At 76.7% G+C, this 15,379-nt stretch carries 12 protein-coding genes; 1 reads left to right on the plus strand and 11 read right to left on the minus strand.

Going from position 1 to position 15,379, the window contains the following annotated elements; genetic code table 11:
* Positions 1-58 precede the first annotated feature (58 nt).
* Positions 59-2,350, minus strand: coding sequence for a hypothetical protein (locus ACWGJO_RS19695; RefSeq protein ID WP_452185364.1), 2,292 nt, complete (start codon positions 2,348-2,350; stop codon positions 59-61).
* Between the two features lie 407 nt (positions 2,351-2,757).
* Here ACWGJO_RS19695 and ACWGJO_RS19700 point away from each other — a divergent pair, with 407 nt between their 5' ends.
* On the plus strand, positions 2,758-3,351 hold the full coding sequence (locus ACWGJO_RS19700; protein WP_452185366.1) for a hypothetical protein: 594 nt from the start codon (positions 2,758-2,760) through the stop codon (positions 3,349-3,351).
* A 185-nt stretch (positions 3,352-3,536) separates the two neighbouring features.
* Here ACWGJO_RS19700 and ACWGJO_RS19705 read toward each other — a convergent pair whose 3' ends face one another.
* The 10 genes from ACWGJO_RS19705 to ACWGJO_RS19750 all read right to left on the minus strand — a co-directional run bounded on the left by ACWGJO_RS19705 (position 3,537) and on the right by ACWGJO_RS19750 (position 15,309).
* Positions 3,537-7,586 carry a LysM peptidoglycan-binding domain-containing protein gene (locus tag ACWGJO_RS19705; protein ID WP_452185368.1) on the minus strand — a complete coding sequence of 1,350 codons (4,050 nt, stop codon included), beginning with the start codon at positions 7,584-7,586 and terminating at the stop codon, positions 3,537-3,539.
* The gene (locus ACWGJO_RS19710) at positions 7,586-8,032 is read right to left on the minus strand and encodes a hypothetical protein (RefSeq protein WP_452185370.1); all 447 of its coding nucleotides are present in this window, start codon (positions 8,030-8,032) and stop codon (positions 7,586-7,588) included. Before ACWGJO_RS19710 ends, ACWGJO_RS19705 begins: the two co-directional genes overlap by 1 nt.
* A 163-nt stretch (positions 8,033-8,195) precedes the next feature.
* Entirely contained in the window at positions 8,196-8,573 is a 378-nt protein-coding gene (locus ACWGJO_RS19715) for a pilus assembly protein (RefSeq protein ID WP_380635259.1), read from the minus strand.
* A gap of 119 nt (positions 8,574-8,692) precedes the next feature.
* On the minus strand, positions 8,693-9,067 hold the full coding sequence (locus ACWGJO_RS19720; protein WP_387685144.1) for a TadE/TadG family type IV pilus assembly protein: 375 nt from the start codon (positions 9,065-9,067) through the stop codon (positions 8,693-8,695).
* Positions 9,068-9,105: 38 nt separating this feature from the next.
* Positions 9,106-9,396, minus strand: a complete 291-nt coding sequence (locus ACWGJO_RS19725; protein WP_359913790.1) for a hypothetical protein — start codon at positions 9,394-9,396, stop codon at positions 9,106-9,108.
* Between the two features lie 110 nt (positions 9,397-9,506).
* On the minus strand, positions 9,507-10,385 hold the full coding sequence (locus ACWGJO_RS19730; RefSeq protein WP_359913793.1) for a hypothetical protein: 879 nt from the start codon (positions 10,383-10,385) through the stop codon (positions 9,507-9,509).
* Complete coding sequence (locus ACWGJO_RS19735; RefSeq protein ID WP_452185373.1) at positions 10,382-11,347, minus strand: type II secretion system F family protein; 966 nt, start codon at positions 11,345-11,347, stop codon at positions 10,382-10,384. The genes ACWGJO_RS19730 and ACWGJO_RS19735 overlap by 4 nt, the downstream gene beginning before the upstream one ends.
* Complete coding sequence (locus ACWGJO_RS19740) at positions 11,347-12,966, minus strand: CpaF family protein (RefSeq protein WP_452185375.1); 1,620 nt, start codon at positions 12,964-12,966, stop codon at positions 11,347-11,349. The genes ACWGJO_RS19735 and ACWGJO_RS19740 overlap by 1 nt, the downstream gene beginning before the upstream one ends.
* A complete protein-coding gene (locus tag ACWGJO_RS19745) occupies positions 12,956-14,437 on the minus strand; it encodes a hypothetical protein (protein WP_452185377.1) in 1,482 nt (493 codons plus the stop codon). The genes ACWGJO_RS19740 and ACWGJO_RS19745 overlap by 11 nt, the downstream gene beginning before the upstream one ends.
* A complete protein-coding gene (locus ACWGJO_RS19750; RefSeq protein ID WP_452185379.1) occupies positions 14,437-15,309 on the minus strand; it encodes an SAF domain-containing protein in 873 nt (290 codons plus the stop codon). Before ACWGJO_RS19750 ends, ACWGJO_RS19745 begins: the two co-directional genes overlap by 1 nt.
* Between the last annotated feature and the right edge of the window lie 70 nt (positions 15,310-15,379).

Genomic DNA, 15,379 nt, shown 5'->3' on the forward strand with positions numbered 1-15,379 from the left:
GGACGGCGGACAGCGGACGGCGGTCCCGGCGGACGGCGGTCCTGGCGGCCGCCAGCTGTCAGCCGGTGGCGGCAGCGGCCAGTTGGGCGAGGTAGCGCTCGGCGGCACGGAGCTTGCGGCCGTCGGGGCCCGGGAGGTGGGCGCGCAGTTCGATGATCTCCGGGGCGATCCGGATGGCCGCCGCGCGGTCCGTGATCGCACGCCAGCAGGCCTCGGCGTTGGTCGCCGCCCGCTGGGTCTCCGGATGGTCCGACCCCTGGGAACGGAGCAGCGTCAGGGCCACCTCGCGGTAGATCTCCGCGGCCTCGGCCGACCGGCCCGCGAGCCGGCAGACGTGCGCCCGGACCTGCCGGACCTGCAGCACCGGCTCGGAGACGGCACCGTGCTCGGCGATCGCCTCCAGTTCGAGGGCGAAGGCCAGGTCGGTGGCGGCGGCGTGATCCCCGGCGTCGGCACTGCGGACAATCCGTCCGATGACCTCGCGGTAGTCCGCCCGGGGCGGCCTGGCCGCAGCGGCCTCGTCGGCCGACGCTTCGGCAGCGGTGCCGGCCGGGTTGTCGGTCGGGGCGCCGGTCGGGCTGTCGGTCGGGGCGCCGGCCTGGGCGGGCGGCGCGTCGGCGGGAGATTCGCCGGCCGGTCGCTCGTCGGCCGGTCCTTCGCCCCGCGGCACGGCGTCGACCGGCGCCTCGTCAGCAGGGTGCTCGTCGGCCGGAACGACATCAGCAGGCGCCTCCTCCGTCGGCGCCTCATCGGCCGGCACCTCGTCGGCGGGAGTCTCGTCAGCGGGCACCTCCTCCGCGGGCGCCTCCGGGACGGCGTCCCTGGGCTGCTCCGTGACCACAGGGGCCTGTTCGGCCCCGGGTCGCTCCGCAGCCTCGGACTCCTCCGCGACGGCCTCCCCGGTCGCGTCCCCGCCCGCCGCTCCGGCCGTCTCCCCCGTCGTCTCCGCAGCAGTCTCCGCAGCCGTCTCCTCAACTGCCTCCGCAGCCGCACCCTCGACCGCCTCCGCCGCGGCCTCGGAGGCCGCCACGGCTTCCTCCTGCGGGAGTTCGGGCTCGGCGACCGCGACGTCCGCGGGCTCCGGCCGGGGCTTGAGGAGTGTGACGCCCGCCGGAGGCGTGCCGTCCTCGGGCACGGCGTCGGCCGGGGCGGGCTTGCGCAGGGTCACGCCCGGCGCCTCGGCCGTTCCGCCCGCCTTCAGCAGGCTCACCGGGCGGGCCGGCCGCGGCGGAGTGGGCGGGACGCCCGGCTTGACCAGGCTGACCGGACCACCCGCGGTCACCGGGGAGCCGACGGCCGCGGTCGACGGCTCGGGCATCGCTGCCGGTACCGGCGACGGCCACCCCGGGACGGCGTCCCGCGGTTCCGTCGGACGCGGCAGCGGCGGTGCCAGGGGCGGCGGCAGGTCGGAGAGCGCCACGCCGGCGGCCGGCACCGGCGGCACGTCGGCCGGCAGGCCCTCGCCGCGACGGGCGGTGTTGCGGAAGAACGGCCGGTCGGGGGCGTGGGTGGCCAGGACGATCACATCCGGCCGCAGCACCGAGTACACCTGCTGCCGCAGTTGCTCGGGCGCGAGCACCTCGCCCGCGCCGGGCCGTCCGCCGTGCAGCGCCTCGATCAGCGCGCGGGTGAAGGTGCCGATCTGCTCCGGGTCCGGGCTGACCACCGCCCACAGCGGGATGCCCTCGCTGAGCGGGGAGACGGTGCCCTGGAGGTACGGCCAGGCGTTCTGGTCGGCACTCAGGTCGGCGATGACGAGGGTCTGCCACTCCGCCGGACGGTGGCTCAGCTCGGCGGCGACGGACTGCCAGGGGAGGCCGTCCTGCTTGGCGTCGCGCAGGGTCAGCTGGAGCTGCCCGCCGCGCTTGTCGGCGACGATGTGGCCGCCCAGGTGGACCAGCAGCGGTCCCGGGTGGCGGGAGGCGGCGCGCAGGTGGGCGAGGACGGTGTGCGGGTCACCGGCGCCGGGGAGGTGGACGGCGTCCACCGCGTCCGCCGCGAGCAGCACCTGCGGCGAGACGGCGGCGAGCATCGCCGAGAGCACCGGCGCCTGGGCCGGTCCGCCACGGCCCCAGGTGCGGCGGCCGGAGTTGCCGTACCCGCCCTCGATCACCAGGATCCGCCCGCGCGGCGCGGCCCCGAGGCCACCCGCACCGATGCCGCCCGCGCCGAGCCCGCCCGCACCGCCGACGGTGGCCGGCGCCGCACTCTGGACCGGGAACGGCGGCGGGGTCGCCGAGGAGGCGAACCCGGCGGTGGGCAGGCCGGTGAGGGTCCACCCGGTGGGCGGAACGGGCGGTGCGGCTGGGGGCGCGGGCGGCGGCATGGGCGCCTGTCCGACCGGCTGCACGCCCCCCTGCGTGCCCGCCCCGGAAGCAGGTACGGCCCCCGGAGGAACACCCGGTACGGAAGCGGCGACCGGAACGGGGGCAGGGGCGGCCGGGGGCGGCGGCGGCTCGTACAGCGCTGCGGGGCCGGGCGGATGCTCATCGGCCGGGAGGCGCGGGGGCGGCGGTACGGCGTCCCAGGGCCCCGAGCCGCCGGCCGGGTCGGGACCTCCGGAAACCGCTGTCGTCTCCGCCATCTCCTGGTCACCGCCCCGCCCCGCCGCTCCCGCGGCGTCTGATGCCCTCGCCTGTGTGGTGCCTGCCACCACACTCCGTGCGCGCCACCCTACGAGATCCCGGCTCACCCGTTCCAGGCCGGGTGGCCGATCGGCGCACCGCACCACCCGCGCCGCCCCGCTAAGGTGCCGTCATGGTCGATGCCGATCGCCCCTTGCTCTTCCTCGACGTGGACGGCCCGCTGATCCCCTTCGGCGACCCTCCCCCCGGTGGCTACCCCACCTACCGCAGCCCGTACGTCCCGCCCGGCCCGGCGATGGGCGGGAATCCGCTGATCGCCCGCGTGAACCCGGAGTTGGGGCCGCGGCTGCTGAGCCTGCCGGGCGAACCGGTGTGGGCCACCACCTGGCTGGAGGACGCCAACGAGTGCCTCGCGCCCTGGCTCGGCCTGCCCCGACTCCCCGTCGTGGACTGGCCGGTGGACGACACGGGTGCCATGGACGCCCCGGACGCCCCGCACGCCTTGGACACCCCTGCGACGACGGACCGGCCGGACATCACGAACTGGCCGGACGGGCCGGACGGCCTGCACTGGAAGACCCGTGCGCTGGTCGCATGGGCGGACGGGCGGCCGTTCGCCTGGGTGGACGACGAGATCACCGAGCCCGACCGCCGCTGGGTCGCCGCCCACTCCCCCGCCCGCGCCCTGCTCCACCGGGTGGATCCCCGACGCGGGCTCACCGAGGCGGACTTCACCGCCCTGGACGCCTGGCTGCGGGCGGTCTGACCCGCCACCGGCCCGCCGATCCTCCGGGCCGCCGCTCCACCGATCGGCCCGCCGATTGATGTGCCGATTGATCCGCCGACCGCACCCGTACCGAATGTCCACACGACCGTCACATCCGCCGTCGGCCCGTCAACACGACTGCCCGGCCACCCCCGTGGGAGTGGCCGGGCAGTCGGCGATCAACCTCAGGAACCCGCGAGCAGGTCCCGCAGCAGGGCGACGGTGTCGGCGTCCAGGTCCCGGCCGGTCCGGCGGCTGAGCGCATCCAACCGGTTGACGGCGCGCAGGAGTTGATCGCGGGCACCGGCCGAGGCGTAGGCGTAGAAGAGGTCCCGGTGCAGCAGTTCGACGTCCGGGGCGACGGCGAGGCCGCGGAACACGGCGGCCTCGGCGCTGCGGTGGTCGCCGTACTGCAGACGCCGGGCGGCCAGTTCGTGGGCCGTGTCGACGATCGCCGCGATCATGTCCTGCCGCTCGGCCTCGGCCCAGCCGTACGAGGCCGGCGGGGCCTCGGCGAACGGCGCCCCGCGGACCAGGGCCAGGGCGTGGGCGAGGGCCGCGTCGGCGGTGGCACTGGTGCTGCGCATGCCGCGCCGGTAGAGACCGCGGAACTCGTCCCAGTCGCAGGTGACCGCCGGGGCGAAGGAGTACCCCTCGGTGCCCTCTGTGGGCAGGAAGGCGCGGCCCTCCGGCGAGGTGCCGAACCAGGCGGCCAGGTCGCCGAGTTTGGCCACCACCGGGCTCCTGGCGTCGCCCGCGGTGGGGTGCGGGTCGAGGTGCGCCGCGCCGGGGTGCAGATCGTGGTCGAGCGCGTGGCGGTCCGACCCCGGACGCAGCGCCAGGTAGACGGCCAGCTCGGTGAGCCGGGGCAGCGCGCCGGGGACGGCGGTGCCGAGGACCCCCGCGACGTCCACCGGGCCGAGCAGCCGGATCCGGGGGGCGTTGCGAGCGGCGTGCGCCTCCGGGGAGCGGAGGATGGCGAGCAGGTCGTCGCTGTCGCTGCGCCCGGGGGTGGTCCGGGCGACCGGGGCGACGGTGGCGGGGCCCGATTCGACGGCGGGCTCGAACTCCCCCGTACCGGCGGGGTCCGCGGTCCCGACCGTCTCGGCGGTCCCGGCCGGACCCGTCCCGGCGACGACGGCGGGCACCGCGACGGACGCGGCCGACGGCGCCGACTCCTCGGTCCCCTTCGGCGCGGTCGGCTCCGCCGTCCCCGGCTCCGCCACCACGGGAGGCGACACCACGGACTGCGGAACGACGGACTGCGGAATGACGGGCTTCGGGACGACCGGCTGGACGGCGAGCACGACCGTCGCCGTGGACTCCGAGGAAGTGTCCCCCGGCTCGTCCGCCCCCTCGCCCTCCGGCAGGCCCGGGCGCCGCAGGTCCCGGGTGGTCTCGTCGGTGGCCGCCTGCCTCCCCTGCCCGTTGACGACGAACCGCGCCGGACCGGCCGGAACCGGAGCCGGCACGGGGGCCGGGGCCGAGGCCGAAGCCGCGGGCGGCAGGGCGGCGGGACCCGGAGCGGGCGTCACCGGATCGGTGCCCGCGAACGGGCTGGCCCCGGTGCCGATGACCCGGGCGAGCAGCCGCGGACCGGCGGCCGCGTCCGCGCCCTCGTCAGCCCCGCCGACCGAAGCCCCACCGGCCGAAGCCCCACCGGCCGACAACCCACCGGCCGAAGCCCCACCGGCCGAAGCCCCGACGGCCGAGGCCCCGACGGCAGCCAGCACCGGTACGGCGGTCGGCAGTTCGGCGGTGTCGGGGTCCTCCTCCGGCCCGTCCAGGGTCCAGGCCGGGGCCGGGTGCTGGGTGGTGTCGTCGGCGGCCCGGAGCAGCTCGGCGACCTGGTCGTACTGGTGGCCGCTGAGCCGCTGGAGCTCGACCGTGAGGTGCAGGCCCGGGATCGCGGCCTGCCCGGAGGTCGGCAGGGTCCAGCGGGCGACCGGGCCAGTGCCGCGCTCGGGGGCGCGGGTGATGACGGCGACGCAGGTGCGCGGGCGGGCGTCGAGCAGGCGTCCGAGCTCGGCCGGGACGTCCCCGCCGGGCTGGTGGGCGCAGAGCACGATCTCGGGCGTCCAGGACTCGTCGGCCTGGCCCCGGCTGCGGGCCTCGCGCGGGCTGGTGGCCTCGGCGGCGACCAGGGTGGCGCGGGCCTTGGCGGTGCGCGGGCCGAGGGCGGCGAGCGCGGCCTCCAGGGTGGGGTGGCGGTGCACCCGTTCGGCGGCCGGTCCGCTGATCGGCAGCTCCTCGGCGAGGTCCACCAGGTGCAGGTGGAGCCGGTCGGCCAGCGGGCTGTGGGCCAGTTCGACGGCGAGGGTGCGCAGCACGTCCCGGGCGTCGTCCGGGTGGCCGGACAGGTGGAGCAGCCGGACGGCCTCCAGGTCGGCGAGGACCACCGAGCCGTCCGGCGAGGTGCCGAGGGTGACCAGCGCGGGGTACGGCGCGGCGGTCCGCCGGGCCTGGCCGGGGCTGAGCAGGTCGCCCGAGTCGGCGCTGCACCACCACACGTTGGCGGCGTGCGCGGCGCGGAACGGCGCGATCGGGGTGGCCGGGCCGGACAGGTGCAGCTCGATGGTCTGGCCCTGGGTGATCCGGGCGGCGACGATGGCGGGCAGCCGCTTGCCGCCGCGCACGGTGTTGCGGGCCATGGTGCGCAGGGCGCGGTCCAGCAGTTCCAGTCCGGCCTGGTCCTGCCGGGCCATCAGCTCGTTCTCGAAGGCGGCGGCCTCGGCGTCGGGCATCGCGATGCGGTGCCGAGGGCGGCGGGCGCGCTGCTGGCCGCCGCGCTTGTGGGCGACGGCGCCGACCATGATGGCGGCGAGCAGGACGCCGACGGTGGAGACCGAGAGCGCGACGGTGTAGTCGTCGCTGGGGGCCGGGTCGGCGTGCGCGGCGGGGGCCGGCGCGTGGGCCGGCGCGTGTGTGGGCGCGGGCGCGGGGGCCGACTGCGGCGTGCCCTGCGCCGGAGCGCCCTGCGTGGGAGCGCCCTGCGTGGGAGCGCCCTGTGCCGGAGCGGGTGCCGGGGCCTGGTCGGCAGGAGCCGGTGCGGGCGCCGGCGCCGGTGCGGCACCGCCCGCCCCCGGCACCGTGAGCACCATCCCCGGCACGACCACGTCCGGGTCCGTCAGCTGCTCCCCGTCCGGGGCCTGCGCCCCCTTGTTCGCCTCGAACAGCTTCGGCCACTGCTCCCCGTCCCCCAGCTCCCGCTGGGCGATGGCCGACAGGCTGTCCCCGGCCTGGACGGTGACGGTCCGCTGCCCGCCGGATCCGCCCGCGCCACCGGCGCCTCCGGGCCCCCCGGCCTCCGTTCCGGACTGCGGAACGTTCTGCGGGGCACCCTGCGGCGTCCCCTGCGGGGTACCCTGCGCCGCATCCCCGGAGGGAGCCGGCGCGGGGGCAGGAGCCGGTGTCCTCGCCTCGTCCGGCTTGGCGTCCGCCGGCATCAGCAGTTCCCAGCCTGGCTGGATCGGCCGTTCGGCGTCGAAGCGGACGCCTGAATCGCCCATCAACCGGCCCTCGTTGAGCTTGGCGATCTCCATCCACCGCTCGCCCGAGCCCAGTTGGCGCTCGGCGATGGACCACAGGCTGTCGGCCGGCCGGACGTCGCGCACTGTGTAGGTGCTCTGCTGTTCGGCGGCCGGGGTCGGGGCCGGTGCGGCCTGCGCGGCGGGCAGTGCGGCGCGCTGCACGCCCGGCGTCAACTGCGCCTGGACGACCGGGCCGTGGGCGGCTTCGGGGACGGCCGCGAAGGCCGAGCCGGCCACCGGCAGCAGGGCGAGCACCGAGCCGACCAGTCCGGCCGCGATCCGCTGGCTCCAGCCGAAGGCCGGGATGCGGCGGGCGATCCGGCCGCGCAGCTGGGCGGGGATCTCCAGCAGGACGGAGAGCGCGAAGCAGGCCCAGGCGAGCCAGCCGACCACCACCAGCGCCCACAGGAACAGGCTTCCGTCGTCCGGGCTGGTGAGCGCCTCGCCCACCCCGCCCGAGGCGACCTCGCCCATCCCGGCGACCGCCTGGGTGCCGTACAGCAGCAGTGCGGGGACGCCCAGCAGCAGGGCGAGCAGGGTGACCAGCGCGCCGAGCGCGGTGATCACGGCACGGCCGCGCCCGCGGGGTGGTCGGGGCGCCGGGGCGGCGGGCCTTCGGGCGCCGCCGGCGCGATGGGACGTCCCGGCCCGGCCGTTGCGGGCCTGGGCGGTACGGGCCTGGTCCTTGGCACGTGGCGCGGCCATCAGTCGGTCTCCGCTTTCTCGACTCCGTGGACGAGGGTCGCACTGCCCTTGCCCGTTACCTTCCGTTGCCCGAGGGCGCCCAGCAGGACCGGGCGGTAGTCGGCCTGCACGGTGACGGTGACGACCTTGCCGTCACCGGAGAACTCGATGTCGCCCGCGTGCAGGCCGTACAGGCGCAGATAGGCGTCGGCGGCGTCCCGGACGTAATTCTCCTGGACCTTGAAGCCCTTGCCCTGCAGGACGGCCGCCCGGTCGAGCTGCTGGCCGCCGACCCGCGCGGCCTCCAGGGCGTAGGCGTCGGTCCGCTCGGCGACCCGCAGCCGGCCGCCGGCGTCGATCACCAGGGCGATGACGAGCACGACGTAGGCCGCGCAGATCGCCACGAAGAGGGCCACCGCGCCCCGGTCGGACCGGCGCGCCGACAGCCGTCGCCGCAGACGGCTCACCACTCCCGTCCCCTCCCCCCACTTCGCACGCTGCTCTCCCCACCGGCTCCCACCGGGCGCCACTCGGTACCGCTGTGTCATCCCCCGGGCGCTCTCCGCTTGCGTCTCCCCCGCACGGGCCGTCTCCAATCCCCCGTCTTCCCGGCGACGGCGCCGCGCGCCGTCATGTGCCCCGGTAACGGTCCACCACCGAGGTGAACTCGCCGACGAGGTGCTTCGTCACGGGTACCCCGGACGGCCCGCCGAGCAGGTCGGCCAGTTCCACGTCGCAGATCACCGTGACGGTGACGGTCGTGGCCGGTCCGCCCGGCAGGTTCAACTCCCCCTTGCCGACCCGTACGTCCCCGTTGCGGCAGGACACGCCCTGCTGGCGCAGGGTGGCGAGGGCGGACTCCCTGGCCGGCTGGTCCATCCCGTCCACGCTGCGCTGCAGGGACGCGGTCCGGGCCCCGGCCCGGGCCGCGGCCTCCACGGTGCCGGCCGTGGTCTGCACCCGACCGGCGGCGATGGCCACCAGGACCAGTCCGACGACCCCCGGCACGACGATCGCCGCCTCGATCGCGATCCCGCCGCGGTCCCGCCTGCGCGGCCGCGACCAGAACCGCCGCCGGGACGGCCGCGATGGCCGCCGCCGCCCGCCAGGTGCCCTCGGTTCACTCCTCACGGCTTCACCACCGGCGCCACGAAGCGCTCGCGCGGCGCCTCGGCGAACTGGGTGACGGTGGGCGCCCTGAGCCCGGGTATCAGCAGCGGCGGGGTCAGCTCCACGGTGACCCGGACGGTCTGGGCCGTGCTGCCGTCGGTCCGCACCACGTACCCGCGCACGCCCTGCCGGTCGAGGAAGTCGCGGGCCTGCCGCTGGGCCGCCTCGTTCTTCTCGCCGTCCGTCGCGCTGCTCTGCACCCGTCCGGCGTCCACACCCTCGCGGGCCGCGGTGAGCGCGACCTGCCGGTCGTACCAGAGCAGCGCGGCCTGGACGACGAGCAGCAGGAGCAGCAGGACGACCGGGAAGACGATGGCGAGACTCACGCTCATCGACCCCCGGTCGCCCCTGCGGCGGAGAGCAGGACGCATCACTGGGTGGCGCCGCCCGCGCCCGCGCCGCCCGGCATGTTCGGGTCCTGCTCGACCTTCTTGACGACCTTGTCCTTCAGCAGGTAGAGCGCCGTCGCCACGGCACCGGCGACGAAGACCAACGCGATGATGGCGAGGGCGAGTTCGATGCTGATCGCACCGCGGTCGCCGCGCGCCCGGGCGGCCCGCAGCCGGCCGAGCCGCAGGGTGAACAGCATCAGTGCGAACTGGACCGGTAGCAGGGCGGGTCGCAGCACCCGGTCTGCCAGGTGGGCGAGTCGTGCGGTCATCGGGTTCTCCCGGGGATGTGGCGGTGTGGTGTGGTGGTGCCGGCTGCTCTGAACTGGCGGGTGGGGCTTGCGAGGTCCGGTCGGGGACGGTACGCGACCGTGGAGCACGGTCAGTTGAGCATCTGGTGCAGGGCGGGGAAGACGATCAGGACGGTCATCAGCAGGGTCAGCGCGGCCCCGGGAGCGACCATCCGTTCGCTGTCGGCGTTCGCCCGGGCTAGGTCCTCGGCGAGCAGTTCCCCGCGCAGGCCCTTGGCGCGGGCCCGAAGGGTGTCGTAGACGGCGGCGCCGTCGGTGCCGGACAGCCGCATGATGTCGGCCACGTCCTGGAGCGGGCTGAGTCCCAGCTCCTCGGCCAGTGCGTCGAGTCCGGCCCACGGCGGGAGCCGGTCGGTGGCCGCGCGCTCCAGGGCGTCGCGGATCCGCCGGAACACCGTGCCCTGCCCGACCGCGGCGGCCCGGCGCAGCGCCTCGGCGGGGCCGCAGTCGGCGGCCCGCTCCATCGCGACGAGTTCCAGGTAGGCGGCGATGCCGTGCAGGTACTCGGTGCGCGCCTCCTTGGCCTCGCCGCGCACCACGGCGTCCGGGACGAACCAGAGCAGCCCGGCCAGCAGCGGCCCGGCGACCAGCGGCAGCGCGAACGGCAGGCCGGTGTCCATCAGCACGGCCATCGCCCCCAGGTAGGCGGGCAGCAGCAGGCCGAGCGCGGCGAACAGCAGCTTGTGCACCATGAACCGGGCCGGGGTGCGGCCGATCAGGGCGAGTTCACGGCGCGGTACGGAGACCCCGCGCAGGTGGACGGACCGCTCGCCGATCCGGTCGTACCAGCGGGGCCGCTCGTCCGGGTCCTGCTCGCGGTCGGCGGGGGTGGCGTGCAGCCGGTCCAGCGCTTGGCGCAGGTCCGGTGGCGCCGGCCGCAGTTCGGCGACCAGCAGAGCGAGGCCGCCGGCCGCGAAGGCGCCGGCCAGCACGGACCAGGGCGAGATCACCGGACCTCCCCGAGCTGCTCGACCGGCTCCGGCGCGGCCGCCGGTGCGGCGGACCGGCGCCCGCTCCTGCTGCGCCGGTCCGGCGTCAGCAGCCGGGGCACCGGCGGGTGGGAGGCCAGCGCCCGCATCCAGGCGATGATCGCCACGAACAGGGCGGCGACCACGGCGAGCACCACCTGACCGAGGAAGCTCCCGTACGGCCGGGTGTACTCGGTGTTGAAGGAGCCGACGGTGACGACCAGCACGATGATGCCGACCAGCCAGCGGATGGTGGTCCGGTGCTTGGCCCGGTCCGCCTCGATGGCGCGGCGCTGGCGGACCTCCTCGCGCACCGAGTCGGCCATGTCGGAGAGCGTGCGTGCCAGGCCGGGGCCGCTGTCCCCGGCCCGCAGCACGAGCGCGGCGAGCACCTTGTCGGCGGTGGCGTCGGCGAGGCTGTCGGCGAAGGCGCGCAGCGCCTCCTCGGGCCGCCAGCGGGCCTGCAGCCGGGCGGCCAGCTCGCCGATCTCGTCCTCCAGGGCGGCCGGGGCGGTGCGGCGGCTGGTGACGATGGCCTGGTTGAGGCCGACGCCGAGCAGCAGCACGTCGGCGATCCGCTGGGTCCACTCGGAGAGCGCCTCCAGCCGCTCGATCCGGTGGGTGTCCGGGCGGGTGGTGTCGAACAGCCAGGGCAGGCCGAAGACGGCCAGCGGCACCAGCAGCGCGGTCAGCGGGATGCCGGTGAACAGCCAGGCCAGCGGCGCGCCGGCGAGCGCGAGCGGCAGCTGGACGCGGCGCAGCCGCACCATCCGGTGCGCGGCCGTCCCGGGGGCGCCGTACCAGAACACGTGGATCCGGCCGGCCAGCGGGTTGGGCTCCCGCTCGGCCCCGTCCTCGGCGCCGGGCTCGCTGCCGCGGGCCCAGGCCACCAGGGCGACCAGGCCGCCCGCGACCGCCAGCCCGCAGAGGGCGAAGAGCAGCATCACCGCGCGCCACCGCCGATCCGCAGCTGGAGCGGGGTGGCCCAGCTCCCGTACCGGGAGCCGAGCAGCGAGGCGTCGAAGCCGGCCCGGCGCAGGTCGTCCAGGCACTGCGGCGGGGTGTGCGGGACGGCCCGCGGCTCGCCGAGGTCCGGCCGGGGGCCGAAAACGGTGTTCAGTGCGGGCCGGCCGCTCTCCCCGAGGCCGGTGACCTCCAGGACGTGGGAGACGAAGCGGTGCCGGCGGCCGCCGACGGCGGTCTCGTCGACCATGGTGACGTGCACGATGAGGTCCAGGGCGTTGGCGGTGAGCCGGTAGGCGAGCGAGTCGGTCATGTGCGAGCCGTACTCCAGGCAGAGTTCGGCGATGCGGTCGACAACCATGTGCGGGCCGCGGGCGTGCAGGGTGCACATCGAGCCGCCCTCGCCGTTGGTCATCACCCGCAGCATCGGGACGACCTCGCCGGAGCGGACCTCCCCGACGATGATCCGGGAGAGCGTCATGCGCAGCGCGGCCGGAATGAGGTCGCCGATGGTCAACTCCCCGGCCAGGCGCCCCTCGACGCGCTCGCCGTTGCCCTCGCGGGCCTCCATCGGGACGACCTGGCGCAGGTGGCCGAGGGTGTGCAGCCAGAGTTCGAACTCCGACTCCAGGGTGCCGATCCGCTCGTCCGGCGGGATCTCGGCGGCCATCGCGCGCAGCAGGCTGGTCTTGCCGACGCCCTGGGTACCGGTGATCATCACGTTCTTCCGGGCCCGGATCGCGGAGGCCAGGAAGGCGGCCAGGGTGGCGTCCAGGGTGCCGAGTTCGACCATCTCGGGCAGCGTCGCCGAGGCCACCCGGTGGCGCCGGATCGCGATGTACGGGCGGGGCGTCACCTCGGTGAGCGCCTGGAGGCGCATGCCGCCCTCCAGGCGCAGCGCGAGGGTCGGGCTGGCGGTGGACAGGCTGCGCTCGCCGCCGCCGTGCTGGCGGGCCAGGTCCTGGAGCAGTTCGATGAGTTCGGCGTCGTTCTCGGCCACCGGCGGTACCTGGCGCAGGGGTTGGTGCACCTTGGAGACCCAGACGTCGTCGCAGCCGTTGATCAGGATGTTCTCGATCTCCGGGTCGTCCAGGTAGGGCTGGAGCCGGCCGGCCCGGAACAGCAGGTCGAAGACGGCCTCGGCGAGGGCGCGGTCCTGCTCCCGGGTGGGCGGGATGCCGTGGGTCTGCGCATAGGCGTCGGACCACCGGGCGACGGCCTCCTCGATCAGCGCCCGGCCGCGCTGGCGGCGGGTGGCGCGGTCCGGATCGGAACCGGAGGCGGCGGTCAACCGGGTGATCTGCTGGTGCAGTTCGGCCGCGACCTGGCGCTTGAGCTCCCGGGCGACCTGCGGGTCGACGGCGGGCCGGGTGGCGGAGCCGCGCAGGTCCAGCGAGGGCAGCTGGGAGGGCACAGCGGCGGGCCCGGCCGCACCGGGCGGAACGGGCTGGGGCACGACGGGCTGCGCCGGGACGGGCTGGGGCGCGACCGGTCCCGGCCGGTACCCGTGCGGCGGGACGACCGGTCCGGGCGGCGGCGCGGCCCAGGGCAGCGCGGCCGGATCGGACGCGGGACGCTGGTGCAGGGGGCTACCGCGCACGGAGCACCTCCCCGGGATTGTTCGGGTACGGCCCGCCCGTGTCGCCCTGACTGTTCGTCACCGCAGGCTGCTGGAGCGGGTACTGGTCTTCCGGTTCGCCGTACGGGGCGAACTGGACGTGAGCCGGGAACGGTGCCGGCGCGGCCGGCTGCGGCGCCAGCCCGGCCAGCGGCGCCACCGGGCCGGTGGTGATCACCGGCGGGACGGGCTGCGGCGGGGCGTACGAGGGCTGCTCGCCCTCCGCCGTCCCGTAGCCGGACCGGCCGTGCACGGACCGGCCGTGGGCCGCCGTGCCGTACCCTCCCGGCGGATACGGCGACGGGCCGTGGCCGCCCGTCCCGTATCCCGGCTGGGCATACCCCGGCTGCCCGTAGTCGGACGGGCCGCCCGTCCCGTACGCCGACTGCCCGTACGGGCCCGGCGCGGACGCGGGCGGAGGAACCGGCCCCGTCCCGGACAACGGCACGGGCCCGGACGACGGCACGGGCCCGGACGACGGCACGGGCCCGGCCCCGGGAACGGGCATCGACGGCTGCGGCGCCATCGGCACGGGCGGGGCCGGTATCGGCGGGGCCGGCACCGGAGCCGCCGGGACCGGCGGCACCGGCACCGCCGCCGCGACCGGGACCGCCGCCGGGCCGCCCGCCGTCAGCCGGGCCGGCACCGCGTCCTGCGCCGCGCCCGGCGCGAGCCGCTGGCGCCGACGGCGGATCAGCAGCTGCACCTCGTCCGCCGCCGACCGCGCCGTGCGCATCAGCTCCGAGCGGATGAACCGCCGGTCGCCGGTGTCCCCGCCGTCGGAGAGCACCTTCGCCGTCCGGGTGGCGTGCGGCAGCACCCCGAGCACCGGCAGCCCGAGCTCGCGGGTCACCTCCGCCCTCGTGTACGGCCCCTCGGCGACCAGCAGCAGCCCGAGCGCGTCCGCCCCGGTACCGGCGGTGGCCAGGTCCTCGGTCAGGGCGGCGAGCCGGGGCCGGACCGAACTCAGCCCGCGCAGCGTGGTGCGCACCGTCGCCACCACCGCGTCGGCGCGGCGGGCGAGCACCGCGCTGTGGCCGGTGGCCCCGGAGCGGCCGAGGTCCACGATGACGTCGTAGCCCTGCCGTTCCACGCCGTGCAGCAGTTCGGCGAGCGGTTCCCAGGTGTAGGCGAGGCCGGGCGCCTGGGTGGGGTCGGTCAGCCCGGGCAGCAGCAGCCGTTCGGCGTTGCCCTCGGGCGAGAGGTCGATCAGCTGCTCCCAGATGGTCTGTGTGAGCAGTCCGCGCCGGTCGGCGACGGCCAGGTTGCGCAGCCCGTACACCGCCTCGACCCGGCCCTCCAGGGCACCGGCGAGCACCGCGCCGCCGTCCGGGTCGGCCTCGACCAGCAGGATCCGCCGGCCGGGCGACAGCGGCCACGACAGCAGCAGTGCCAGGGCGGTGGTGGTCGCTCCCGGTGCGCCCGGGCCGCCGACCACCGCGATCACGGCCATCAGGCGCCGCCCGTCGCGGCCGGGGCCCCGGAGGCGGCACCGGGGCCCGGCGTGGTGGCCCCGGGCGCCGCGCCCCCGGGCGCGGTGGCGGCGGCCGAGGGCGCACCGCTCGGTGCCGGGACCGGCGCGGTGCCGCCGCCGGGGGCACCCGCCGCACCCCGCGGCGCGAGCAGCACCTGGATCCGCCCGCTCGCCACCCACTGCGCCAGCCGGGGCCCGTCCGCGGTACCGACCGCCACGTCGATCACCTGGCTGCCGTCGGTGTCCACCCGGCCGACGGTGATCACCGTGGCCGGCAGCGAGTCGGCCCGGCCGTTGTCGGGAGTGAAGACGACGACCAGCTGCACACCGGGCTGGAGCCGGCTGGCGGGCAGCTGGGTGCGCTTGGCCGACACCCCGACCACGATCTGCCCGGGCTGCACCGACAGGCCCTGCGCGAGGTCGGAACCGGTGAGCATCGCACCGCGTTTGAGGTCGGTCGCGGCCCGCATGCCGACCGCCTTCGCGCGGTCCTGGGCCGACACCGGGCGCAGCGCCGGGTCCCCCGCGATCCGGGCGACCACCAGGTCGTCCTCGGTGATCACCTGCCCCCACGGCACGTCCCGGGCCAGCGCCAGCACCGCGACCCGCTGGCCGGTGCTGTTGTAGAGCACGGCCCCGCCCAGCCCGCCGGCCGCGATCAGCGCGACCGCCATCGCCAGCACCGCCGGGCGCCGCCGGCGCGCCCCCATGGTCCGCCCGGGCGCGTGCGGCACCGCCCGGCCCCGGCCCCTGCCCGGACCTGTCTGCTCCGGCTGCTCCGGGAGCGCCACGGACGCCGCCGCGCCCGCGGAGGTGCCGGATCCCGGCGTCGCGAACGTACGGTTCTCCACCGGGTTCCGCCCTTCCCTCGTTCGTCTCTGGCTCGTCCGGCTGGTCGGTGTGCGAATCGCCGTACCGGCA

This window comes from Kitasatospora sp. NPDC054795 (genome assembly GCF_053611565.1).